The following is a 22,110-nucleotide window of genomic DNA, read 5'->3' on the forward strand; positions in this document are numbered from 1 at the left end:
CGGCCGTGGCCGATCGGTTCCCACCCGTCACACACCTGTTTCCGAGCTATGAGAGTCACCTGAGAGAATGGGCGCCATGGCCTCTGAACGACCTCGTGTGCTCTCCGGAATCCAGCCCACCGCCGGCTCGTTCCACCTCGGCAATTACCTCGGTGCGGTCCGCCAGTGGGTGGCGCTGCAGGAGTCCCACGACGCCTTCTACATGGTGGTGGACCTGCACGCGATCACGATCCCGCAGGACCCCGCCGAGCTGCGCGCCAACACCCGGCTCGCCGCCGCCCAGCTCCTCGCAGCCGGCCTCGACCCGGAGCGCTGCACGCTCTTCGTCCAGAGCCACGTCCCCGAGCACGCCCAGCTCGCCTGGGTGATGAACTGCCTCACCGGATTCGGCGAGGCCTCCCGCATGACGCAGTTCAAGGACAAGTCCGCCAAGCAGGGCGCCGACCGCGCGTCCGTCGGCCTCTTCACGTACCCGGTCCTGCAGGTCGCGGACATCCTGCTGTACCAGGCCAACGAGGTCCCGGTCGGCGAGGACCAGCGTCAGCACATCGAGCTCACCCGTGACCTCGCGGAGCGTTTCAACGGCCGTTTCGGTGAGACGTTCACCGTGCCGTCGGCGTACATCCTCAAGGAGACGGCGAAGATCTACGACCTTCAGGACCCGTCGATCAAGATGAGCAAGTCGGCGTCCACGCCGAAGGGCCTCATCAACCTGCTCGACGAGCCCAAGGCCACCGCCAAGAAGGTCAAGAGCGCCGTCACCGACACCGACACGGTGATCCGCTACGACGTGGCGGAGAAGCCGGGCGTCAGCAACCTCCTCAGCATCTACTCCACGCTCACGGGCACCGGTATCGCCGAACTGGAGCAGAAGTACGCCGGCAAGGGCTACGGTGCGCTGAAGACCGACCTCGCCGAGGTCATGGTCGAGTTCGTGACTCCCTTCCGGGACCGCACCCAGCAGTACCTGGACGACCCGGAGACGCTCGACTCGATCCTGGCCAAGGGCGCGGAGAAGGCCCGTGCCGTCGCCGCCGAGACCCTCGCGCAGGCGTACGACAAGGTGGGCTTCCTGCCCGCCAAGCACTGAGTCACCGCACCCGGCACGACCAGAACCGCACCGCGCTGCCCGCCGGGCCGCGCCCCTGCCCATCGACACGACGACAGGAGTACGACGTGGGGACCGTAACGATCGGCGTCTCGATCGCGGTTCCGGAGCCTCACGGCAGCCTGCTCCAGGAGCGCCGTGCGGGTTTCGGGGACCCCGCGGCGCACGGCATCCCCACGCACGTGACCCTGCTGCCGCCCACCGAGGTGGACGCGTCGGCGCTGCCCGCGGTCGAGGCGCATCTCCTCTCGGTGGCGGCGGCCGGCCGTCCCTTCCCGATGCGCCTCTCCGGAACGGGCACGTTCCGCCCGCTGTCCCCTGTGGTCTACGTGCAGGTGGTGGCGGGCGGGTCGGCCTGCTCCTGGCTGCAGGAGCGGGTGCGGGACGCTTCCGGCCCGATGGCACGCGAACTGCAGTTCCCCTACCACCCGCACGTCACGGTGGCGCACGGCATCTCCGAAGAGGCCATGGACCGTGCGTACGAGGAGCTCTCGGAGTACGAGGCCGAGTGGCCCTGCACCGGTTTCGCCCTGTACGAGCAGGGTGCCGACGGCGTCTGGCGCAAGCTGCGCGACTTCGCTTTCGGCGGCACCGTGGTGCCCCCTCAGGCCCCGTCCCGCTCGGCACGGGGTACGCTGCCCGCTCGCTGACCGGGGAGCCCCGGCCGATCGTGCTGGGGGGGACCATGCGCAACGCGGCGGCGGCCGTTGCCGTACTCGCTCTGCTCGCGGTCGGCTGCGGGGCGCAGAAGTCCGGCGGGGACGCGGACGACGGGGCCGGCGAGCCCCGCGCGGACGGCCTTTCCTGGGCGTACGAGCGCATCGACGACCGGGACGGCGAGCTGATCGACGGGGCCGCGCGAGCCGCGGACGACATCTGGGCCCTGGGCAGCGACGACGTCGGTGACGGGCGGCTCGCGCGAGGGCATCTGCTGCACTTCGACGGCAAGGAGTGGGCACGTGAGCCCATGCCGGTCGACGGCGACCCGCACCGTTCGCGGCTCGACTCGCTGGGATCGGCGGGCATCCGCCTGAGCACCGTGGTGAAGGGCGCGACTTCGGAGACGCGACGGTACGCGCTCTGGGACGGTGCCCGTTGGGCGCCCGTGGACGGCGGCACGGAGGGGTCGGCCGGTGACGCTCCACGGGGACAGATCACGGATGTCGAGGTCATCACTCCGGACGACGTGTGGGTGCTCCAAGGCGGCGGTGAGGTGACGCACTGGGACGGTGAGCGGTGGACGGTGACGCCGATGCCCGCCGACGTCGTCGCCCTCGCGGGCTCGGCCTCCGACGACGTGTGGGCGGTCGGCTCCCGTACGACGGGCCCCGGCATCGGCGGCCGGGGCCGCGAGGTCAGGCAGCTCGCCGCCATGCACTACGACGGGTCGAAGTGGTCACTGACCAGGACGCCCGCATTGCGCTTCCCCGACCCGGTGCCGCCCGAGCCGTACGCGGAGCTCACCGGGATCGACGTCGCCTCGAAAACGTACGTCCGTGCCCGCGGAGGGCACTCCTACAAGGGGTACGACGGCGAAGAGGCCCGCCGCCCCGAGGCGGAGGCCGTCGAGCTGAGCTGGGACGGCAGCCGCTGGAAGGAATCCGAGCCCTTCCCCGGAGCGTGCGCGTACCGGCATCCCGTGGCCCGGGACGGTGACCGGGGCTTCTTCATGAACGGCAACCGGCACCTGACCACCGACGGTGCCTGCACCAGGATCACGAAGCGGCGGCTGCCGGAGGGGCAGGGCGCGCGCCCGGAGTCCCGGCAGCAGCTGTGGGTCAAGAAGATCGTCACCGTGCCGGGCACGGGCCGGGTGCTCGGCTTCGGCGCGGTCGAGGTCCTGCAGAGCGGCGCCGCCCCGCACAAGGCCGTCGTCGTCTCCCTGAAGCGTTAGGAACGGGCTGTGAAGAAGACCTCCGCCACTCTGGCCGTGCTGGTCCTCGCCGTGGCGGGATGCGGCGCGGACTCCGGCGATCGTCCCGAGACCAGTGCTCCCGCGAAGGTCCGCTCCTGGCAGCTGGAGCACGTCGACAAGACGGTCAGGGGCGAGATGACCACCGTCACCGCGGCGTCCGAGGACGACATCTGGGCCGCTGGCTGGGAGTCGGACAACGGCGACATGAGCGACCCCCGGGGCCAGTTTCTGATGCGCTACGAAGGCGGCGGATGGCAGCGGCGGAAGCCGCCCGCCGAGCTGGACGGGAACATCTTCCATCCGCGGCTCGACTCCTCGGGGCCGGACAACGTGTGGATCTTCGGATCCGGCGCCGACTTCGCGGTCGGCGTGGCCCGCTGGGACGGCGACCGCTGGCAGCGCGTGCCGCGGCCCCCGGGCTCGGGGACGGTCTCCGAGACGAAGGTCTTCGCACCCGACGACGTGTGGGTGCTGCTCGGCGAACGGCAGGCGCAGCACTGGGACGGCCGCCGCTGGACCACCCACGCGCTGCCCGCCGCGGCCAACGCGCTCGACGGCACGGCGGGGGACGACCTGTGGGCGGTCGGATTCCGTACGAGCGGGCCAGGAGTCGACGGTGCGGGAGGCGAGCTCAGCCAGCCCGCCGCGATGCACTGGGACGGCACGTCATGGACGTCCACGCCGACACCGTCCTACCGCTTCCCCGAGCCCGTACCGCCCGAGCCGGGAGCGTCCCTCGACGGCGTGGAGGTGGTCTCTCCGAAGGAGGCGTGGGCGTTCGGGTCGCACACGTTCAACCACGGCGAGGTCGAGGAGGAGCCGCCCATCGAGCACATCCTGTTGCGCTGGGACGGCTCCCGCTGGCACGAGCGGAAGGTCGCCCGAGGAGACGACTGCCTCTCCCGGAACATCGTCACCCATGGGGAGGACGGAGGGCTGCTCTTCGGAGTACGCCGTTACCGCTCCCCGGAGGGTCGCTGCACGAAGCTGTCCTGGCCGCACCTGCCCGCCGAGGGCGAGGTCACGGCCAAGGGCAGGCAGCAGCTCTGGCTCGACCCCGTCGTGCCGGTGCCCGGCACGAGGAAGTTCATCGGCGTGGGCAAGGTCTACGTGATGCAGAGCGGCAACCCGCTGACCATGCCCACGATCGCCACGTACGAGCCGCCCAGGAGCCCCTAGCGAGGCGCGACGGGCGCAGAGGACGAGCCGCCCGGCGGGCTCCTGGGGCGGCGCAGACGGGACATGCCGCGCGGCGGGCTCCGGAAGGAAGTCAGAGAGGCAGTCGGCGGAACACCGGCCTCGGCGCGTGCCGCAGTGCCGACATGACGAACCGCAGCGCCCCCGGCACCCACACCGTCTCCGAGCGCCGCCGCAGCCCGGTCTCGATGGCTGCGGCCACCGCGTCCGGGGTGGTCGCCATGGGGGCCTCCTCCATGCCCGCCGTCATCTTCGAGCGCACGAAGCCGGGGCGGACCACCATCACATGAACCCCCGTGCCGTGCAGCGCGTCGCCGAGGCCCTGCGCGAACGCGTCCAGACCGGCCTTGCTGGAGCCGTAGATGAAGTTCGAACGGCGCGCCCGCTCGCCCGCCACCGAGGAGAGCACCACCAGGGAGCCGTGCCCCTGCGACTGGAGGGCCCGCGCGCAGACCAGACCGGCCGAGACCGCGCCCGTGTAGTTGGTCTGGGCGACGCGCACCGCCGCGAGGGGCTCGTCCTCGTCGCGGGCCTGGTCGCCGAGGACGCCGAAGGCGAGGAGCACCATGTCGATGTCGCCCTCGGTGAAGATCTTGCCGAGGGACTCCTCGTGGGACTCGGGGTCGAGCGCGTCGAACGCGACGGTCCGCACGTCCGCGCCCATGTCGCGCAGTCCTGCGGCGGCCTTCTCCAGGGCCGGTGACGGGCGTCCGGCGAGCCACACGGTGCGCGTGCGGCGGGCGACGAGGCGCCGCGCGGTGGCGAGGCCGATCTCGGAGGTGCCGCCGAGGACGAGGAGGGACTGGGGGGTGCCGAAGGCGTCTTTCATGTGTACCGGTCTCCTAGGGGGCTCAGAGGGCGAGGCGGCGGGAGAGGTCCGAGCGGAAGACGCCGCGCGGGTCGAGCTCGGCCCGCAGGGCGCGGAAGTCGTCGAGCCGCGGATACATCGCGGCGAGCATCTCGGGCCGCAGGCGCGAGTCCTTGGCGAGGTAGACGCGGCCGTCGGCGGCGGCCACCTCCTCGTCGAGCTCGTCGAGGAAGGCGCCGAGGCCGGGCAGGTTGGCCGGGATGTCGAGTGCGAGGGTCCAGCCCGGCATCGGGAAGGAGAGCCAGCCCGGATCGCCCTCTCCGAAGCGCTTCAGTACGGCGAGGAAGGACGGGCAGCCGCGCTCCGAGATGCGTCGCACGATGCGGCGCAGGGCCTCCTCCTTGCCGTACCCGACGACGAACTGGTACTGCACGAAGCCGCTGCGGCCGTAGATGCGGTTCCAGTGGGGGACACCGTCCAGCGGGTGGAAGAAGGTGGAGATCTTCTGGAGCTCGCCGGTGCGGGAGCGGGGCGCCTTGCGGTACCAGAGCTCGTTGAAGAGACCCACCGACGCCTTGCCGAGCAGGCCCTCCGGGAGGAAGGAGGGGGCGGCGGGCAGCTGTCCGGGACGGAACGCGAGAGGGGCTCTACGCGCGCGTGCCCGTTCCGGGAGCGCGTCCAGAGGGGCGTGGTCGCCGCGGGTGAGGACCGAGCGGCCCATGGCCGCGCCGCGCGCGAGGAGGTCGATCCAGGCGACCGAGTAGCGGTATCGGTGGTCGGTCGCGGTGAGGCGGGCCATCAGGTCGTCGAGGTCCGTCGCCCGTTCCGTGTCGACCGCCATCAAGGAGGTCTCCACGGGAAGGAGTTGCACGGTGGCAGAGAGGATGACGCCGGTCAGGCCCATGCCGCCGGCCGTGGCGTCGAACAGGGCGCTGCCGGGCCCGACCGTGTGCACCGAGCCGTCGGCGGTCAGGACGTCCATCGCGAGGACGTGCCGGGAGAAGGATCCCGAGACGTGGTGGTTCTTGCCGTGGATGTCGGCGCCGATGGCCCCGCCGACCGTCACGTAGCGGGTCCCGGGCGTCACGGGGACGAACCAGCCGAGGGGGAGCAGGACTTCCATCAGGTGGTGCAGCGAGACGCCCGCGTCGCAGACGACGGTGGCCGCGGGGGCACCGGTGTCCGACGTCCGCGTGGTGTCGATGACGCGGATCCGGTCGAGGCCCGTCATGTCGAAGACGGCGCCGCCCGCGTTCTGTGCCGCGTCTCCGTAGGCACGCCCCAGGCCACGGGCGATGCCGCCGCGCTCCCCGCACTCGCGCACCGCCGCCGCGGCCTCCTCCTGGGTCCGGGGTCTCACCAGGAGGGCGGTCGTCGGTGCGGTGCGGCCCCAGCCCGAGACGGACACGGCCGCCGAGGGGACGGGCGGAGCGGCCGCCGGGGGGACGGATGCGGCGGGCGACGTCGGGGCCGAAGCGCGAGTACGGGAATCGGCGGGGGAGTCGGCAGGCATGCCTGTGACCGTATCGCCCATACCTGGGCGTTTCACTCATACCCATCCCAGCTCTCACCGAAATGGGTGATTGAGCGAGTGTCATCCTAGATTGACGTAATTATTCCGATGTTGCCTAGAAGAGTCGAGATGACCGGCCACCGACCGCTCTCGAACGTCTTCGGAATAGAGGCGACATGCACGACATGGACCACCGGTTGCTGTCGGCCCTGCGCGACTGCGGCAGCGACGCGCGCGTGGCAGCCGCCGCCCGCGCCCTGTCCCGCACCGGCGAACACGGCGCGCTCTGGATCGTCGCCGGCCTGACGGGCGCCGCCGTCGACCGCGAGCGCCGCGGCGCCTGGCTGCGCGGCACCGCCCTCACCGCCGCCGCCCACCTGGCCAGCATGGGCGTCAAGCGCGTCGTGCGCCGCCCACGCCCCGCCGCCGTCGGTGGCATCGAACCCCTCGTGCGCACCGCGGGCCGGCACTCCTTCCCCAGCTCCCACGCCACGTCCGCCGCCGCGGCCGTCGTCGCCTACGGCGCGCTGCGCCCCGTCGGAACCCACCTTCTGCCGCCCCTGGCCGCCGCGATGTGCGTCTCCCGGATGGTCGTCGGCGTCCACTACCCCTCGGACGTGGCCGCGGGCGCGGCGCTGGGCGCGCTCACCGCGCGCGCGGGTGCGGCCTGGATGAACGGAGGCCGCACCGATGCCTGAACCCGTCTCCACGCTCCTCGAACGGCCCGGACCGCCCCGGACACCGCGGCCGGGCGCCGTCGGCCTGCCCCTCGGCCTCCTGAAGACCGCACGCCCCCGCCAGTGGGTGAAGAACGTCCTCGTCGTCGCCGCCCCCGCCGCCGCCGGTGAGCTCTTCTCGCGCCACGCCGTCACACAAGTCGCCGTCGTCTTCGTCCTGTTCACCGCCGCCGCGTCCGCCGTCTACCTGATCAACGACGCGCGCGACGCAGACGCCGACCGCGCCCACCCCACCAAGTGCCGCAGACCGGTCGCCAGCGGACAGGTGCCGGTCCCCGTCGCGTACGCCGTGGGAGGGCTCCTCGCCGTCCTCGCGCCCACGGCGGCCACCGTCCTGTGCACGCCGCTCACGGCGGCGCTCCTGGCCGCGTACGTGGGCATGCAACTCGCCTACTGCATCAGCCTCAAGCACGTCCTCGTCGTCGACCTCACCATCGTCACGACCGGCTTCCTGATGCGCGCCATGATCGGCGGCCTCGCGCTCGACATCCCGCTGTCGCGCTGGTTCCTGATCACCACGGGCTTCTGCGCGCTCTTCATGGTCTCCGCCAAGCGCTACTCCGAGGCCGTCCAGATGGCCGCGAGTTCCGGGAAACCGGGCGCCACGCGCGCGTTGCTCACCGAATACACCACCGGCTACCTGCGCTTCGTGTGGCAGCTGGCCGCGGGCGTCGCCGTCCTCGCGTACTGCCTGTGGGCGATGGAGGAGGGCGGCACCGCCGACAACGGCTCCCTGCCCTGGCGCCAGCTGTCCATGGCCGCGTTCATCCTCGCCATCCTGCGCTACGCCGTCTTCGCCGACCGGGGCACCGCGGGAGAGCCCGAGGACGTCGTCCTGAGGGACAGGGCCCTCGCCGTGATCGGCGTGGTGTGGCTCGCCATGTACGGGCTCGCGGTCGCGGACTGGTGAGTCGTCGACCGGTGGCTGTGACCTCCCCGAGCGCACGGCTGCGCGCGCTCGGGCCCGAACTGCTCGGCTTCGCCGCCGCCGGGATCTGCGCGTACGCCGCCGACCTCGGCCTCTTCATCTGGCTGCGCGGACCCGTCGGCCTCGACCCGCTCACCGCCAAATCCCTCTCCTTCGTAGCGGGCTGTTCCGTGGCGTACGCCGGCAACGCCCTCGGCACCTACCGCGGGAGGACCGCGGAGATCTCGCGGCTGCGCCAGTACGCGGTCTTCTTCGCCGTCAACATCGCGGGCGCCCTCGTCCAGCTGCTGTGCATCGCCGTGTCCCACTACGGACTCGGCTTCACCTCACAGCGCGCGGACACCGTCTCGGGCGCCGGCATCGGTATGGCACTCGCCACTGTTCTGCGCTTCTGGGGTACCCGGACCTTGGTCTTCCGCGGGGCGGGCAGGACAACAGGCAGGACAGCAGGCACGGAGGCGTCATGGACTGGCTGAAGAAACTTCCCGGCATCGGGCCGCTCGTCGCGAAAGGCATGCGCACGCACGCGTGGCAGTCCTACGAACGGCTCGACGAGGTGCACTGGACGCGCCTCGCGGCCGCCATGACGTTCATCAGCTTCCTCGCGCTCTTCCCGCTGCTCACCGTCGCTGCCGCGATCGCCGCGGCGACGCTCTCGAAGAAGCAGCAGGACTCGCTGGAGAGCAAGATCTCCGAGCAGGTCCCCGGCATCTCCGACCAGCTGAACCTGGACGCCCTCGTCGAGAACGCGGGCACCGTCGGGCTCGTCGCGGGCGCCCTGCTGCTCTTCACCGGCATCGGCTGGGTCGGCTCGATGCGGGAGTGCCTGCGGGCCGTCTGGGAGCTGCCCGACGAGGAGGAGAACCCCGTCCTGCGCAAGGTCAAGGACGCGGGCGTGCTGTTCGGGCTCGGCGGCGCGGGACTCGCGTCGTTCGCCGCGTCCGCGCTCGCCTCGACCGCCGTCGGGCGGACCGCCGACCTGTTCGGCATCGACGAGCAGGGCTGGGGCACGGTGCTGCTCCAGGTCCTCGCGTTCGCCATCGCCGTCCTCGCGGACTTCCTGCTGCTGCTCTACGTCCTGACGCTGCTGCCCGGCGTACAGCCCGACCGGCGCAGGCTCATCACCGCCGCGCTGATCGGCGCGGCCGGCTTCGAACTGCTCAAGCTGCTGCTCGGCGGGTACATGAAGGGCGTCGCCGCGAAGAACATGTACGGCGCCTTCGGGGTGCCCGTCGCGCTCCTCCTGTGGATCAACTTCACGGCGAAGCTGCTGCTGTTCTGCGCGGCGTGGACGGCGACGCGCAGGGCGTCACGTACGGACGAGGAGGAGGCCGGTGACGGCGAGAAGGCGGCCTCCGTAGAGACCGCCTCCACCACCGAGTCCTCCGTAGAGACCGCTTCCGGAGCCACCGTCCACAAAGGCGGTCGTCGGCCTCAGTCCTGAGACGTACGGCGTCCCGACTGGCCCGGCAGCGGCAGCCGGCGACGGATCACGAAGGCGCCGCCCGCGAGCACCACGAGCACACCGCCCGTGATCGCGAGCGCGGTTCCCATGCCGCTGCCCCCGCTGTCGGAGGAGTGCGCGGCCTTCTCCGCGTCCGTGCCCTCACCGCCGCTGCCCGGGGCGCCCTTGCCCGCGCCGCCCGTGGCTCCCTTCGGGGCGACCAGCCGGCCCACGGGGTCGACCTTGCCCGCGGCCTTGAAGCCCCAGTCGAAGAGGCCGGCGGTCTCCTTGTAGACCGCGTGCGCCTCGCCTGAGGAGGGGTTCATGACGGTGACGAGGAGGACCTTGCCGTTCCGTTCGGCAACACCGGTGAACGTGTTTCCCGCGTTCGAGGTGTAGCCGTTCTTGACGCCCGCGATGCCCTTGTACGCGCTGATGCCGGGCGCGCCGGTGAGCAGCCGGTTGGTGTTCTGGATCTCGAAGGTGCCGCGCTTCGTCTTGCCCTTGTCCTTGCCCTTCTCGATCTTCTTGATCTGTCCGGGGAACTGGGCCGTGGCCGTCGCGCAGTACTCGCGGAAGTCCTTCTTCTGCAGCCCCGAGCGGGCGAACAGGGACAGGTCGTACGCCGACGAGACCTGCCCCTTGGCGTCGTAGCCGTCCGGGGAGACCACGTGCGTGTCGAGGGCCTGGAGCTCCTCGGCGTGCTTCTGCATGTCCTCGACGGTCTTCGGGACACCCTCGTTCATCGCGGACAGGACGTGCACCGCGTCGTTGCCCGACTTCAGGAAGACGCCGAGCCACAGGTCGTGGACGCTGTACGTCTCGTTCTCCTTGATGCCGACCAGGCTGCTGCCCGCGCCGATGCCCTCCAGGTCGGAGGGCGCGACCTTGTGCTTCTGCGACTTGGGGAACTTCGGCAGGACCGTGTCGGCGAAGAGCATCTTCAGGGTGCTCGCCGGGGGCAGCCGCCAGTGCGCGTTGTGCGAGGCCATGACCTCACCCGTCTCGGCGTCCGAGACGATCCACGAACGCCCCGTCAGGTCCTTCGGCAGCACCGGCGCGCCCGGCTTGAGCTTCACCTGGGTGCCCGCCTCACCGAGCTGCGCACCGCCGACGGTGGACATCTTGGCGGGCGGCTTCGGGTGGCCGTCGTCGTCCTTGGGCTTTCCGTCCGCGAGCGCGGGCGCTGCGGTCGACATGGTCAGCAATGCGGCGGAAGCGACCAACATGGCGGTCTTTTTTACGGCAGGCACGGACGAGAACGTACAGGGCGGGGCTGTGCAAGTCGCTCCCGAGGTCCGCTGTGTCCCCTCGTCCCCACCCCGGCGGCGGTGCGGCAGGGAGGCTCGCGATACTGAACGTATGAAGCTCAGCCGCCCTGTCTCCTGGTTCCTGCTCGCCTTCGGGGTGTGGAGCTGGTTCATCTGGATCACTTTCGTCAAGAACCTGTGGAAGGACGGCAGCGGGCTCGCCTTCGACGACGCGGACAACCCGACCGGGTACTTCTGGGTGCACCTGACGCTTGCCGTTGTCTCCTTTGTCTTGGGGACGGTGGTGGGCACCATCGGGTTCCGCGGAGTCCGTGCTCTGCGCAGAACGTCATAGCCGTGGTTGCCCTCATGGTCCTCGTGGGCCTGGCCGTCCTGACGGCCTTCGCGGCCCTCCACTGGTACGCGTGGCGCCGCCTCGTCCGGGACACCACGGCCGGGCCCGGGTTCGCCCGGCGCGCCGGGACGGTGGTCTTCGTCGCGGCTCCCCTGACGATGTTCGCGGCGCTCGTGGCCGAGCGGACCGGGGCGCCGTTCCTGCTCCAGCGGGTGCTTGCCTGGCCGGGCTTCATGTGGATGGCCCTGTCGCTCTACCTGTTGCTCGCGCTGGTCGTGGGGGAGCTCGCGCGTCCCCTGCTGCGGCGGTGGGTGGAACGGGAGGGGACGGTTCCGGAGGCCGCAGCGGAATCCGTACGTGCGGGTGCGGCGGAGTCCGCGGCGCCGGACCCGGCCGACACTGCCCCCGAGGCCGAAAAGCCTGCCCCCGCGGCTGCCTCGGCGTCCGGTCCCGCACCTGCTTCCGCGTCCGGCCCCGCACCTGCCCCGGAGAGGCCGACCGCCTCCCCCTCCCGCCGCCTCTTCGTCTCCCGCGTCGTCGGCGGCACCGCGGCGGCCGTGGCCGCCGGAACCGTGGGCCACGGAACGTACGGCGTGCTCCGTGGCCCCAAGGTGAAGCGCGTCACCGTGCCGCTGGCGAAACTGCCGCGCGCGGCACACGGGTTCAGGATCGCGGTGGTCAGCGACATCCACCTCGGCCCGATCCTCGGCCGCGGCTTCACCCGGCGCGTGGTCGACACCGTCAACGCCACGCAGCCCGACCTGATCGCCGTGGTGGGCGACCTGGTGGACGGCAGCGTCGAGCATCTCGCCCCCGCGGCGGCGCCGCTGGCCGGAATGCGCGCGCGGCACGGCGCGTACTTCGTCACCGGCAACCACGAGTACTTCTCCGGCGCCGAGCAGTGGGTCGATCACGTACGCGAACTAGGCCTGCACCCGCTGCGCAACGCCCGCACCGAGCTCCCCGGCTTCGACCTGGCGGGCGTCGACGACGTGGCGGGTGAGGACGAGGGCAAGGGCCCCGACTTCGCCAAGGCACTCGGCGACCGGGACCGCTCGCGGGCGTCCGTGCTCCTCGCCCACCAGCCGGTCGTCATCCACGACGCGGTCGAACACGGCGTGGACCTACAACTGTCCGGCCACACGCACGGCGGACAGCTCTGGCCCGGCAGCCTGATCGCGGACCTGGCCAACCCGACGCTCGCGGGTCTGGAACGGTACGGCGACACACAGCTCTACGTCACTCGCGGCGCGGGCGCCTGGGGCCCGCCGGTGCGCGTCGGGGCGCCCTCGGACATCACCGTCGTGGAACTGGCGTCACGCCAGGCCTGACGCGCCAGGGCCCGCGTGGTCCAGAACTGGCCAGATGTACGTGGTCCGGGGGTGCCGCAGTGACACGCGCGGTGACGCCGCGCAGCATTGACACATCGGAGGGGCACGGGGAGGCAGGGAGAACAGGGGCCATGGGGTGGGGGTACAGGGGACGTGCTGAGACGTGATGCCTTCAGATTGCCGCCGCACCCGGCGTCGGTGCCGCTGGCCCGGACACGGGTGCACGACCATCTGTCGGCCTGGGGACACACCGCGGACGACGGGGCGCTCGACGACACCGTGCTCCTCGTGTCGGAACTCGCGACCAACGCGATCGTCCACGGGTACGCGGGCGAGGGAGAGTTCGAGGTCGCGGTGACCGTGCTCGCCGACGGCGCCTGCTTCATAGAGGTGTCCGACGAGAGCCCCGCGGAGCCGCAGATCCGCAGACCCGACGCCTGCCAGGACGAACACGGCCGCGGCCTGTGCCTCCTCGATGCGACGGCGGAGGCATGGGGGGTGTGGCGGCGCGGGGGGTGCGGGAAGACGGTGTGGGCGCTGGTGCGGGGATGAGGGCGGGGCAGGGGCGTGGGTGGCGGTGCCGTCAGCCGGTGCGCGCCAGCTCGGGCCGCTTCAGGTAGTCCGTGAAGCCGACGATGTTCCCCCACGCGTCGGTGATCTCCACGGTCCAGCCGGTGGCCACGGAGAACGGTTCGCTCAGCAGGGGGATGCCCGCCGCCGCCAGTGCCTGGCCCTTCGCGCGGGCGTCGGGGACCTCAAGCCAGATGCGGGGGGAGGGCCACGGCGGCGTACGCGGCACGATGCCGTCCTCCACGCGCAGGAGCAGGCCCGGTGTCTCCTTGCCGACCTTCAGGATGGCGAGCCCGAGTTCGTCGATGCGGGCCGCGACGGGGAAGCCGGCCCGCTCGTAGAAGCCGACGGCCTCGCCGAGGTCGCCGACGGGGAACAGGACGTTGTCGAAGCCGAGCAGTCCGACCGGCTGGTTGTCTGACATTCCGTCAGGGTAGGAATGCGGGCCGTCGCACGGGCGCAGGCGCGCATGGAGCGCACCGTGCCCGTGCGATTCTTCGGCCGTACGGCCCCACGTGGCGCCTACCGGTTGATGGCCTGGATCTCGCCGGTCAGGCTGTCGTCGGTCCCGACGAAGCTCTTGATCCATCTGCGGGCGGTGGTCAGGGAGCTGCCCGCGTCGTAGAAGGCGACCGCCTTGGAGTTCGGGTCGGCCTCGATGATCGCCGCGTACTTCGCCCGCAACTCCTCCTGGCCGTCGTCCAGGATGCCCCGCAGCTTCGGGTCGCTCTTCGTCCAGCGCACGAAGTTCGCCCTGAACTCCGACGGAAGCTCGATCTTCGGGCGGTCGACGGCGTCGGGGGGAAAAGCGAGAGGGGGGAGGGGGGCTATTGGCAAGTGGAAAGGAACGCTCGGACTTCTTCGATGGTCGTCCGCCACTCGGAAATCTCGTTTCCGTCCTCGTCGACCGTGGCGCGCGGCTCGATCGAGAGCCACGGCTCGGCCGGACGGAACTCCTCGGTGAGTTCGGTGAGGAAGATGACCGAGTTCTGTACGTACACGTCCGTGCCGCGCCGGTAGAGCGGCCAGGCGTGGACGAAGTTCGCGGTCGCCGGCTCCGAGACCGACGTGACCAGGCACGAGTCGACCTCGTCCTGCGCCGCGTCGACGCGGCGCAGTGCGCGCAGCCAGCTGTCCCGGTAGTCGTCGGTGCTCCAGTAGGAGAGGTCCATCGGAAAGTCCTCCGAGAAATCCCCCACCGTGATCCTGCCGACGGCCTCGGCGGCGTTCGTGGACCGGTCCGTCGACGGTCCCGAGACCACCCGGATCGAGAAGGCGTCACTTCTTGATGTAGTTGAGGTCTGCGTCGTAGGTGCCAATTCTCTGCCCCTTCTTGTTGAACACCTTCCAGCCGTCGGAGACGTTGTGGCCGTCGACGTCGGGAGTGATGTAGTTCTTGCCGTTGGAGAACACCTCTTGGCCATGGGAGTGGAAAGGCGCCCGCTGGGGAGGAATTCGGGTCTTGTAGCCGAGTTCGGCCGCACGGTCCTTCGGCGTCGCGGCGTAGAGCTCCCGGCTCCTTTCGCTGCGCTTTCCGACCATGTCCGGGTGGTAGGGGTCCTTCTCCAGCGCGGGTGACGAGGTGTATCCCTTGGGAAGGATCTCGTCTTCGCAGGGGGTCAGCCCGAGCGGGTCGGACCACGTGTGCGGATTGTGTACGTAGGTGGCGTGGTTCGGGTCGGGGGTGAGCCCGAGCGGGTCGGGGGTGAGGTACCGAGCCGTCTCGGGGTCGTAGTGCCGGAAGTAGTTGTAGTGGAGGCCGGTCTCGGCGTCGTGGTACTGGCCCGGGAAACGGAGCGGCGTGTACGCGGTCGCCCCCCGGTTCCAGGCGGTCGCGCCCCAGAGGCTGGACCGGGTGCGCCAGGCGATGCCGCCCTGCTCGTCGAGGAGTTCGGTGGGGGCGCCGACGATATCGGTGACGATCGCGTAGAAGCGGCGATCGACCTCGTACTGTGTCGCGGTGGCGGCGTCGGACGTCCTCTTGGTCTCGGCCTGCGTCAGCGGGTGCAGACCCTTGTGCTCCCAGGTAAGGGTGACCGTGTCCACCGCGCCGGGCGCCTGATCCGCCGTACCGGGGACGTAGCTGGTCTGCTCGCACAGATTGGTCTCGTCCCACGTGAAGTCCACCTGTTCGACGACGTTCTCCCCGCCCGGTGCCAGCCGCTGCTTCGCCGTCCGCCGCCCCAGCGGGTCGTACTGGTAACGCCAGCGCGTCCCGTCCGGAGTGACCACCGAGGTGAGCCGGTCCTGCGCGTCCCACGCGTAGCGCCAGGTGTCCGGCTTGCGGGACAGCCGGGTCTTCTGCCGCAGGACGATGCGCCCGGCCCCGTCGTATGCGTAGCGGACGCCTCCGGCGGTGCGGATGCGCGTGCCGGTGTACGTGCGCGTGCCGACGGCTTCCCGTCCCGGCATGGGGGAGGGCCAGGAGGCGCTGGTCTGGTTCCCGGCCGCGTCGTAGGCGTACGACTCGGACCAGCTCGCCGCGTGGACGCCGGTGACCCGCCCTGCCGGGTCGAGGTCGAAGCGGCGCGATCCGTTCAGCAGGTCGTCGACGCCGACGAGGTGGCCGTCGGCGCGGTAGATGTAGGCGCGGCTCTGGACCCGGCCGGCCGCTCCGACGATCTCCTGGCCGGTCAGCCTGCCCATGACGTCGAAGCCCTGCGTGAAGGCGACGTCCTCGCCGAGCCTGCGGGACAGCTCCCGGCCGTCCGCGTCGTGGGTGAAGCTCAGGCGACGGCCGGATGTGACGAGCTCCGCGCGGTTGCCCGCGGCGTCGTACGTCCACGTGCTCACCGCGCCGGACGGCGTGGTCCTGCCGGTGCGGCGGCCCAGGGCGTCGTAGGTGTACGTCGACGTGCGCCCCGCGACCGTCTCCGACGTGATGTGCCCCGCGGCGTCGCGCTCCAGGGTGAGGACCACGTCGGGGCCGACCGCGCCGATCAGGTCGCCCGCATCGTCGTACGTGTACGTGGTGACGTCCCCCGCCGCGTCCTTCGCCACCGTGCGCCCCAGCACGTCCCGCTCGAACCGGATCGTCTCGCCGGACGGCACCGTGCGCGCCGTCAGCTGGTCCGCCGCGTCGTGGACGTAGTGGAGGACGCGGCCGTCGAAGTCGTTCTCCGCCACCAGGCGTCCAGCCGGGTCGTACTCGTAGCTCCAGGTCAGCCCCAGCGGGTTGACGACCCTGCGCAGCTTGAGCTCCGCGTCGTGCTCGAAGGTGTACCGGGCGCCGTCGGGGCCGGTGCGGGCCGACAGGAGGTCGAAGTGCGTGTACTCGAACGTCGACACGCCGCCCATGGGGTCGGTGTGGGAGGTGCAGTTGCCCTCCCCGTCGTACGTCCACGACTCGGTGCCGCCGTCCGCGGCGACGTGCCGGGCCATGCGGCCCTCGACGGTCCATTCCAGGTGTGTGACGGCGCCGGACGGCGCGGTCACGGTCGTCGGACGGCCGAAGCCGTCCCGCGTGTACCGGGTCGTACCGCCCGTCGGGTCGACCGTCCGCAGGGGAAGTCCCGCCGCGTCGCACTCGATCCGGGTGGTGTGGCCGAGCGGGTCGGTGACCGAGGTCAGCCGCCCGTGGTCGTCGTAGGCGAACCGGGTCAGCGCGGCGGTGGGGGAGAGGGTACTGAGGTGGTTGCCCCGCTCGTCGTAGGTGTAGCGCCAGATCCGGCCGTCGGACTCGACGACCTCGACGGGACGGCTGTGCTCGTTGTGGACGATCCTGCTGCTGGTCCTGTCGGGGTGGTGGACCGCGACGAGGTTGCCGAGCCCGTCCCACTCGTAGCGGGTGGTGCGGCCCAGGCCGTCGGTCCTGGAGACGACCTCGTCACGCTCGTCGAACGCGTGCAGGACGGTGTGGCCCAGGGGGTTCGTCTCGGCGACGATCAGACAGCGGTCGTTGATGACGAAGCGTGAGGTGGCACCCGTGGAGGTGGTCACCTCCGTGACGCGGTGGCCGGGCCGGTCCGGATCGGGCACGTCGTAGGTGAAGGTGTTGGCGAGATGGCCGGCCTCACCGCCCTGGGCGACACACCGGTCCCGGTCGTCGTACGTGTAGTCGTAACGGCTGCCGTTGGAGTCCGTCCATGAGGTGACGCGCAGCTCGTCGTCGTACGTGAACCGCGTCGCGAGGCCGGACGAGTCGGCGACGGCGGTGAGGTTGCCGTCCGTGTAGGCGTACCGCTTGAGCACGACATCCGCGCCCTCCGGCCCCGCACCCGCCAGGGCGAGAGCCGTGACCCGGTCGTCCGTGACGGCGAGGGTGAGGCGGTAGCCGTGGGAGTGCCGGAAGGCCAGCGGCCTGCCGTCGTCGTACTCGATGTCGACGGTGTTGCCGTTGCGGTCCGACACCCGGGTGAGCGGCGCCGTGTCGTCGTCGGGCGCGGCGAAGCGCAAGGTGCGGCCGCCGACCGGGTCGCTGATGAGATAACCGCCGTCGTCCAGCCGTTCCAGAGGTCTGCGCGGCCCCGCATCGGGCAGGACGGGGGCGCCCGGCCCCGCGGGGTGCGGATACGTGAGGAGCATGCCGTCCTCGGTGACGAAGACGACGCCGTCCTCGTCGAGTTCGAGACGCTGGTCGACCGTGGAGGTCCAGCTGGGGCCGAACCAGCCGCCGGTGCGGTAGCCGGAGGTCATGCGGCGGGTGAAGGACAGCGGGAGCGTGCCGGGCAGGGTGACGTCCGTGGCCTGGAGGTACATGTGACCGGTGGCGACGTCGACCGGGTCGCCGCAGCCCTTGATTTTGGTCTTGGCGCGGTTGTAAGCGCCCTTCGCCCCGTCCTTGACTGCGGTGCGCGCGGACTTGAACCCCTTCAGGCCGCCCTTGAGCCCCTTCAGCCCCTTGCCGAGTTTGGCGGCGGTGGTCAGGCCCTTCATGCCGGGCACGCAGTCCAGGGCGGCGAACGCCACATCCATCAGGCCCGCTTGGCCTTTCGCGTACTTGCTCAAGGTGTCGGCCAGGACGATGGCGCCCGCGACGATCACGATGGCGGCGAGGATCGGCCCGCCGACGATCATCGCGATGATCCCGACGACGGCGACGACGACCTTGCAGACCGCGACGATGGTGTCCCAGTTGTCGGAGACCCAGTCGCCGACCTCCTCCCACCACTTGCGGTTCGGGATACCCGCGTCGGACGCCTCGTCGATCTTCTTCTTCGCCGTGCCCGCGGCTTCCTCGCGCATCTTGCGGGCATCGGCGGCCATCTTCTTCGCCGCCTCCAGCGCGCTCTTGGCGGCATCCACGTCGCCCTGCGCGGACTTCTGCGCCTTCTCCGCCGAGTTCGCGTTGCGGGTGGCGGCGCGGACCTTGTCCTCGTCCGGCTTGGGCACGTCCTTGCCGCCACCGGGCTTGTCCTTGTACTTGTCGGCTTCCTTGCCCGCCCGCTCCACCCAGGAATCGGCGGAGGAGAGCCGGGACTTGGCGCTGCTCAGGTCTGCCTGTGCCTCGCGGCCCTTGACCAGCGCCTTGTCGGCCAGGGTCTGCGCGCGCTCCAGTTCCGGCCAGTACGCGGACAGCGCGTCGCCCGCCATCTCGTAGGACTTGCGGAGCTTCTTCAGCTTGTCCGGGGCGTCCTCGAACTTCTCCGTGAACGCGTCGGCGGTCTTGCCCACCCACTTCAGGATGGCCTCGTCGCCCGCCATTCCCTTGATGTCACGGAGGACCTTGCCCACGTCGTCGGCGAAGTCGTGGAGGTTCTTCGCCAGCGAGCGCACCCGGTGCGGATCACCCGGCGTCGGATCCTTCTCAAGATCAAGGACATGCCAATCCGACGGCCGGTGGCCCCCCATGCGCTTCCCCCGATGTGCGAACTTTCCCTGTGCGAATGCACGATATCCACGGCGCGGCCGGAAACGCCAAGGCCCCGCTCCGGAGGGGAGCGGGGCCAAGGGGACGTACAGGCGGAAGCCTGATCAGAAGCGACGCGTGATCAGCGCGCGCTTCACTTCCTGGATCGCCTTCGTGACCTCGATGCCACGCGGGCACGCGTCCGTGCAGTTGAACGTCGTGCGGCAACGCCACACGCCGTCCTTGTCGTTGAGGATCTCCAGGCGCTGCTCGCCCGCCTCGTCACGGCTGTCGAAGATGAAGCGGTGCGCGTTGACGATCGCGGCCGGGCCGAAGTACTGGCCGTCGTTCCAGAAGACCGGGCACGACGACGTGCAGGCCGCGCAGAGGATGCACTTCGTCGTGTCGTCGAAGCGCTCGCGGTCCTCCGCCGACTGCAGACGCTCGCGCGTCGGCTCGTTGCCCGTCGTCACCAGGAACGGCATGACATCGCGGTACGCCTGGAAGAACGGGTCCATGTCGACGACCAGGTCCTTCAGGACCGTCAGACCCTTGATGGGCTCGACCGTGATCGGCTTGCCCGGGTTGATGTCCTTGATCAGGGTCTTGCAGGCGAGACGGTTCTTGCCGTTGATCCGCATGGCGTCCGAGCCGCAGATGCCGTGCGCGCAGGAGCGGCGGAACGTGAGCGTGCCGTCCAGCTCCCACTTGACCTTGTGGAGGGCGTCGAGGACACGCTCCTTGGGGTCGATCTCCAGCTGGAAGTCCTCCCACGTGGCGTCCGCGGAGACCTCGGGGTTGAAGCGGCGCACGCGCAGGGTGATCGTGATGTACGGGGAGTCGGCGAAGCCCGCCTCGGGCTTGACGTCTTCCTTGTCGAGGGTCGGGGTAGCCATCAGTACTTACGCTCCATCGGCTGGTAGCGGGTCTGGACGACCGGCTTGTAGTCGAGACGGATCGTCTCCGTGCCGTCGTCGCCGACCTCGCGGTACGCCATGGTGTGGCGCATGAAGTTGACGTCGTCGCGGTTGGGGAAGTCCTCGCGGTAGTGACCGCCGCGCGACTCCTTGCGGGCGAGCGCGGACTGCGCCATGACCTCGGCCAGGTCGAGCAGGTTGCCCAGCTCGATGGCCTCCAGGAGATCCGTGTTGAAACGCTTGCCCTTGTCCTGGATCGAGACGTTGAGGTAGCGCTTGCGCAGCTCCGCGATCTTCTCCACGGCCGTCTTGATCGTCTGCTCCGTGCGGAACACCATGACGTTGGCGTCCATGGTCTCCTGGAGCTCCTTGCGGATCTCGTGGACCCGCTCGTTGCCCGAGGCGTCGCGCAGGCGCTCGACCTGGGAGACGACGAGCTCCTCCGGGTTCTCGGGCAGCTCGACGAAGTCGTTCTTCGCGGCGTACTCCGCGGCGGCGATGCCGGCGCGGCGCCCGAAGACGTTGATGTCGAGGAGCGAGTTGGTGCCGAGGCGGTTGGCGCCGTGCACCGAGACGCAGGCGACCTCACCGGCGGCGTACAGGCCCGGGACGACCGTCTCGTTGTCCGCGAGGACCTCGCCCTCGACGTTCGTCGGGATGCCGCCCATGGCGTAGTGCGCGGTCGGCTGGATCGGGATCGGGTCCGTGTAGGGCTCGATGCCGAGGTAGGTGCGGGCGAACTCCGTGATGTCCGGCAGCTTCGCGTCCAGCTGCTCCGGCGGGAGGTGCGTGAGGTCGAGGTAGACGTGGTCGCCCTCGGGACCGCAGCCGCGGCCCTCACGGATCTCCGTGTAGATGGAGCGGGACACGACGTCACGGGACGCGAGGTCCTTCATGACCGGCGCGTACTTCTCCATGAAGCGCTCGCCGTCCTTGTTGCGGAGGATGCCGCCCTCACCGCGGGCGCCCTCCGTGAGAAGGATGCCCATGCGCCAGATGCCGGTCGGGTGGAACTGGAAGAACTCCATGTCCTCCAGCGGCAGACCGCGCCGGTAGCAGGCCGCCTGGCCGTCACCGGTGAGCGTGTGCGCGTTCGAGGTCACCTTGAAGAACTTGCCGGTGCCGCCGGACGCGTAGATCACGGACTTCGCCTGGAAGACGTGGATCTCGCCGGTCGCCAGTTCGTACGCGACGACGCCCGCGCTCTTCTTGACGCCGTCGACCTCGACGATGAGCTGGTCGAGGACGTAGAACTCGTTGAAGAACTCCACACCCTCCTTGACGCAGTTCTGGTAGAGGGTCTGGAGGATCATGTGGCCGGTGCGGTCCGCGGCGTAGCAGGAGCGGCGCACGGCGGCCTCGCCGTGGTTACGGGTGTGACCGCCGAAGCGGCGCTGGTCGATGGTGCCGTCCGGGGTGCGGTTGAACGGCAGGCCCATCTTCTCCAGGTCGAGGACCGCGTCGATGGCCTCCTTCGCCAGGATCTCGGCGGCGTCCTGGTCGACCAGGTAGTCGCCGCCCTTGATCGTGTCGAAGGTGTGCCACTCCCAGTTGTCCTCCTCCACGTTGGCGAGCGCGGCGGCCATGCCGCCCTGCGCGGCGCCCGTGTGGGAACGCGTGGGGTAGAGCTTGGTGAGCACGGCGGTGCGGCTGCGCTTGGTCGCCTCGATGGCGGCGCGCATGCCGGCGCCGCCCGCGCCGACGATGACGGTGTCGTACTTGTGAATCTTCACGGAAGTCGCCTCGGCTTTAGCGGATGTTCGGGTCGAAGGTGAAGATCACCAGCGTGCCCAGAAGGATGGTGAACACCGTGGCGGTGTACAGCAGGCCCTTGAGCCACAGACGCGTGTTCGGGCGCTCCGCGTAGTCGTTGATGACCGTGCGCAGGCCGTTGGCGCCGTGCAGCATCGCGAGCCACAGCATCAGCAGGTCCCAGACCTGCCAGAACGGCGAGGCCCAGCGGCCCGCGACGAACGCGAAGCCGATCTTCGAGACACCGCCGTCGAGCACCAGCTGGATCAGCAGGTGGCCGAGGACGAGGACGACCAGGACGACGCCGGACAGGCGCATGAAGAGCCATGCGGCCATCTCGAAGTTGCCGCGGGTCGAGCGCGGGGTCTTGGAGGTGCGCTTGCGCGGCGCCTCGATGACCGGGGCCGGGTTGTCGGAGTCGTAGAGCGAAGCGCCCTCGACGGGACCGATACCGGACGTTCCGGACTTCTCAAGCGTGGTGTCAGCAGACATGTCCG

General features: G+C 70.4%; 21 protein-coding genes. 11 read left to right on the forward strand and 10 right to left on the reverse strand.

Annotated features, from left to right (window positions below; genetic code table 11):
* Nucleotides 1-76: 76 nt before the first annotated feature.
* From trpS to DEJ47_RS23350, 4 genes are all read left to right on the forward strand, one after another.
* A complete protein-coding gene (trpS, locus tag DEJ47_RS23335; protein WP_150171284.1) occupies nt 77-1,090 on the forward strand; it encodes a tryptophan--tRNA ligase in 1,014 nt (337 codons plus the stop codon).
* Between the two features lie 86 nt (nt 1,091-1,176).
* The gene (locus tag DEJ47_RS23340; RefSeq protein WP_150171286.1) at nt 1,177-1,758 is read left to right on the forward strand and encodes a 2'-5' RNA ligase family protein; all 582 of its coding nucleotides are present in this window, start codon (nt 1,177-1,179) and stop codon (nt 1,756-1,758) included.
* A 35-nt stretch (nt 1,759-1,793) separates the two neighbouring features.
* Nucleotides 1,794-3,002 carry a hypothetical protein gene (locus tag DEJ47_RS23345; RefSeq protein WP_150171288.1) on the forward strand — a complete coding sequence of 403 codons (1,209 nt, stop codon included), beginning with the start codon at nt 1,794-1,796 and terminating at the stop codon, nt 3,000-3,002.
* A gap of 9 nt (nt 3,003-3,011) precedes the next feature.
* Nucleotides 3,012-4,202, forward strand: a complete 1,191-nt coding sequence (locus DEJ47_RS23350; RefSeq protein WP_150171290.1) for a hypothetical protein — start codon at nt 3,012-3,014, stop codon at nt 4,200-4,202.
* Between the two features lie 91 nt (nt 4,203-4,293).
* On the opposite strand, the gene DEJ47_RS23355 is transcribed toward DEJ47_RS23350, so the two are convergent.
* Together DEJ47_RS23355 and DEJ47_RS23360 are read right to left on the reverse strand one after the other, a co-directional pair.
* Entirely contained in the window at nt 4,294-5,049 is a 756-nt protein-coding gene (locus DEJ47_RS23355) for a decaprenylphospho-beta-D-erythro-pentofuranosid-2-ulose 2-reductase (protein ID WP_150171292.1), read from the reverse strand.
* A gap of 22 nt (nt 5,050-5,071) precedes the next feature.
* Complete coding sequence (locus DEJ47_RS23360; protein WP_150171294.1) at nt 5,072-6,541, reverse strand: FAD-binding oxidoreductase; 1,470 nt, start codon at nt 6,539-6,541, stop codon at nt 5,072-5,074.
* A gap of 176 nt (nt 6,542-6,717) precedes the next feature.
* On the opposite strand from DEJ47_RS23360, the gene DEJ47_RS23365 reads away from it, so the two are divergent.
* From DEJ47_RS23365 to DEJ47_RS23380, 4 genes are read left to right on the forward strand one after another with little or no spacing between them, the layout of a single operon-like run.
* Nucleotides 6,718-7,239: a phosphatase PAP2 family protein gene (locus DEJ47_RS23365; protein ID WP_150171296.1), complete on the forward strand. Its 522-nt coding sequence runs from the start codon at nt 6,718-6,720 to the stop codon at nt 7,237-7,239.
* Nucleotides 7,232-8,188, forward strand: a complete 957-nt coding sequence (locus tag DEJ47_RS23370) for a decaprenyl-phosphate phosphoribosyltransferase (RefSeq protein WP_150171298.1) — start codon at nt 7,232-7,234, stop codon at nt 8,186-8,188. The genes DEJ47_RS23365 and DEJ47_RS23370 overlap by 8 nt, the downstream gene beginning before the upstream one ends.
* 11 nt (nt 8,189-8,199) lie before the next feature.
* Nucleotides 8,200-8,682: a GtrA family protein gene (locus DEJ47_RS23375; RefSeq protein ID WP_223828461.1), complete on the forward strand. Its 483-nt coding sequence runs from the start codon at nt 8,200-8,202 to the stop codon at nt 8,680-8,682.
* A complete protein-coding gene (locus DEJ47_RS23380; RefSeq protein ID WP_150171300.1) occupies nt 8,670-9,650 on the forward strand; it encodes a YihY/virulence factor BrkB family protein in 981 nt (326 codons plus the stop codon). Before DEJ47_RS23375 ends, DEJ47_RS23380 begins: the two co-directional genes overlap by 13 nt.
* On the opposite strand, the gene DEJ47_RS23385 is transcribed toward DEJ47_RS23380, so the two are convergent.
* Nucleotides 9,641-10,879, reverse strand: coding sequence for a D-alanyl-D-alanine carboxypeptidase family protein (locus tag DEJ47_RS23385; protein ID WP_263398923.1), 1,239 nt, complete (start codon nt 10,877-10,879; stop codon nt 9,641-9,643). The two genes, DEJ47_RS23380 and DEJ47_RS23385, sit on opposite strands and share 10 nt — an antisense overlap.
* A 133-nt stretch (nt 10,880-11,012) precedes the next feature.
* On the opposite strand from DEJ47_RS23385, the gene DEJ47_RS37020 reads away from it, so the two are divergent.
* From DEJ47_RS37020 to DEJ47_RS23395, 3 genes are all read left to right on the forward strand, one after another.
* On the forward strand, nt 11,013-11,255 hold the full coding sequence (locus DEJ47_RS37020) for an SCO4848 family membrane protein (protein ID WP_055566125.1): 243 nt from the start codon (nt 11,013-11,015) through the stop codon (nt 11,253-11,255).
* A gap of 2 nt (nt 11,256-11,257) precedes the next feature.
* Nucleotides 11,258-12,586 carry a metallophosphoesterase gene (locus DEJ47_RS23390; protein WP_190415520.1) on the forward strand — a complete coding sequence of 443 codons (1,329 nt, stop codon included), beginning with the start codon at nt 11,258-11,260 and terminating at the stop codon, nt 12,584-12,586.
* A gap of 153 nt (nt 12,587-12,739) precedes the next feature.
* Nucleotides 12,740-13,138, forward strand: coding sequence for an ATP-binding protein (locus tag DEJ47_RS23395; RefSeq protein ID WP_150171304.1), 399 nt, complete (start codon nt 12,740-12,742; stop codon nt 13,136-13,138).
* A 31-nt stretch (nt 13,139-13,169) separates the two neighbouring features.
* On the opposite strand, the gene DEJ47_RS23400 is transcribed toward DEJ47_RS23395, so the two are convergent.
* The 7 genes from DEJ47_RS23400 to DEJ47_RS23430 all read right to left on the reverse strand — a co-directional run bounded on the left by DEJ47_RS23400 (nt 13,170) and on the right by DEJ47_RS23430 (nt 22,105).
* Nucleotides 13,170-13,580: a VOC family protein gene (locus DEJ47_RS23400; protein ID WP_150171306.1), complete on the reverse strand. Its 411-nt coding sequence runs from the start codon at nt 13,578-13,580 to the stop codon at nt 13,170-13,172.
* Between the two features lie 98 nt (nt 13,581-13,678).
* Complete coding sequence (locus DEJ47_RS23405) at nt 13,679-13,900, reverse strand: hypothetical protein (protein WP_150171308.1); 222 nt, start codon at nt 13,898-13,900, stop codon at nt 13,679-13,681.
* Nucleotides 13,901-13,983: 83 nt separating this feature from the next.
* Nucleotides 13,984-14,328, reverse strand: coding sequence for a hypothetical protein (locus DEJ47_RS23410; RefSeq protein ID WP_150171310.1), 345 nt, complete (start codon nt 14,326-14,328; stop codon nt 13,984-13,986).
* Between the two features lie 106 nt (nt 14,329-14,434).
* A complete protein-coding gene (locus DEJ47_RS23415) occupies nt 14,435-18,946 on the reverse strand; it encodes a DUF6531 domain-containing protein (protein WP_150171312.1) in 4,512 nt (1,503 codons plus the stop codon).
* Between the two features lie 123 nt (nt 18,947-19,069).
* Nucleotides 19,070-19,840, reverse strand: coding sequence for a succinate dehydrogenase iron-sulfur subunit (locus tag DEJ47_RS23420; protein WP_150171314.1), 771 nt, complete (start codon nt 19,838-19,840; stop codon nt 19,070-19,072).
* Nucleotides 19,840-21,594 carry a succinate dehydrogenase flavoprotein subunit gene (gene sdhA / locus DEJ47_RS23425; protein ID WP_150171316.1) on the reverse strand — a complete coding sequence of 585 codons (1,755 nt, stop codon included), beginning with the start codon at nt 21,592-21,594 and terminating at the stop codon, nt 19,840-19,842. Before sdhA ends, DEJ47_RS23420 begins: the two co-directional genes overlap by 1 nt.
* Before the next feature lie 16 nt (nt 21,595-21,610).
* Nucleotides 21,611-22,105 carry a succinate dehydrogenase hydrophobic membrane anchor subunit gene (locus DEJ47_RS23430; protein WP_150171318.1) on the reverse strand — a complete coding sequence of 165 codons (495 nt, stop codon included), beginning with the start codon at nt 22,103-22,105 and terminating at the stop codon, nt 21,611-21,613.
* Nucleotides 22,106-22,110 lie beyond the last annotated feature (5 nt).

It is taken from the genome of Streptomyces venezuelae (assembly GCF_008642355.1).
Taxonomy (GTDB): Bacteria; Actinomycetota; Actinomycetes; order Streptomycetales; family Streptomycetaceae; genus Streptomyces; species Streptomyces venezuelae_B.

Coding starts and splice junctions, on each gene's coding strand:
- trpS (WP_150171284.1), top strand. CDS start 77: ATGGCCTCTGAACGACCTCGTGTGCTCTCCGGAATCCAGCCCACCGCC.
- DEJ47_RS23345 (WP_150171288.1), top strand. CDS start 1,794: ATGCGCAACGCGGCGGCGGCCGTTGCCGTACTCGCTCTGCTCGCGGTC.
- DEJ47_RS23355 (WP_150171292.1), bottom strand. CDS start 5,049: ATGAAAGACGCCTTCGGCACCCCCCAGTCCCTCCTCGTCCTCGGCGGC.
- DEJ47_RS23360 (WP_150171294.1), bottom strand. CDS start 6,541: ATGCCTGCCGACTCCCCCGCCGATTCCCGTACTCGCGCTTCGGCCCCG.
- DEJ47_RS23365 (WP_150171296.1), top strand. CDS start 6,718: ATGCACGACATGGACCACCGGTTGCTGTCGGCCCTGCGCGACTGCGGC.
- DEJ47_RS23370 (WP_150171298.1), top strand. CDS start 7,232: ATGCCTGAACCCGTCTCCACGCTCCTCGAACGGCCCGGACCGCCCCGG.
- DEJ47_RS23380 (WP_150171300.1), top strand. CDS start 8,670: ATGGACTGGCTGAAGAAACTTCCCGGCATCGGGCCGCTCGTCGCGAAA.
- DEJ47_RS23385 (WP_263398923.1), bottom strand. CDS start 10,879: ATGTTGGTCGCTTCCGCCGCATTGCTGACCATGTCGACCGCAGCGCCC.
- DEJ47_RS37020 (WP_055566125.1), top strand. CDS start 11,013: ATGAAGCTCAGCCGCCCTGTCTCCTGGTTCCTGCTCGCCTTCGGGGTG.
- DEJ47_RS23400 (WP_150171306.1), bottom strand. CDS start 13,580: ATGTCAGACAACCAGCCGGTCGGACTGCTCGGCTTCGACAACGTCCTG.
- DEJ47_RS23410 (WP_150171310.1), bottom strand. CDS start 14,328: ATGGACCTCTCCTACTGGAGCACCGACGACTACCGGGACAGCTGGCTG.
- DEJ47_RS23415 (WP_150171312.1), bottom strand. CDS start 18,946: ATGGGGGGCCACCGGCCGTCGGATTGGCATGTCCTTGATCTTGAGAAG.
- DEJ47_RS23420 (WP_150171314.1), bottom strand. CDS start 19,840: ATGGCTACCCCGACCCTCGACAAGGAAGACGTCAAGCCCGAGGCGGGC.
- DEJ47_RS23430 (WP_150171318.1), bottom strand. CDS start 22,105: ATGTCTGCTGACACCACGCTTGAGAAGTCCGGAACGTCCGGTATCGGT.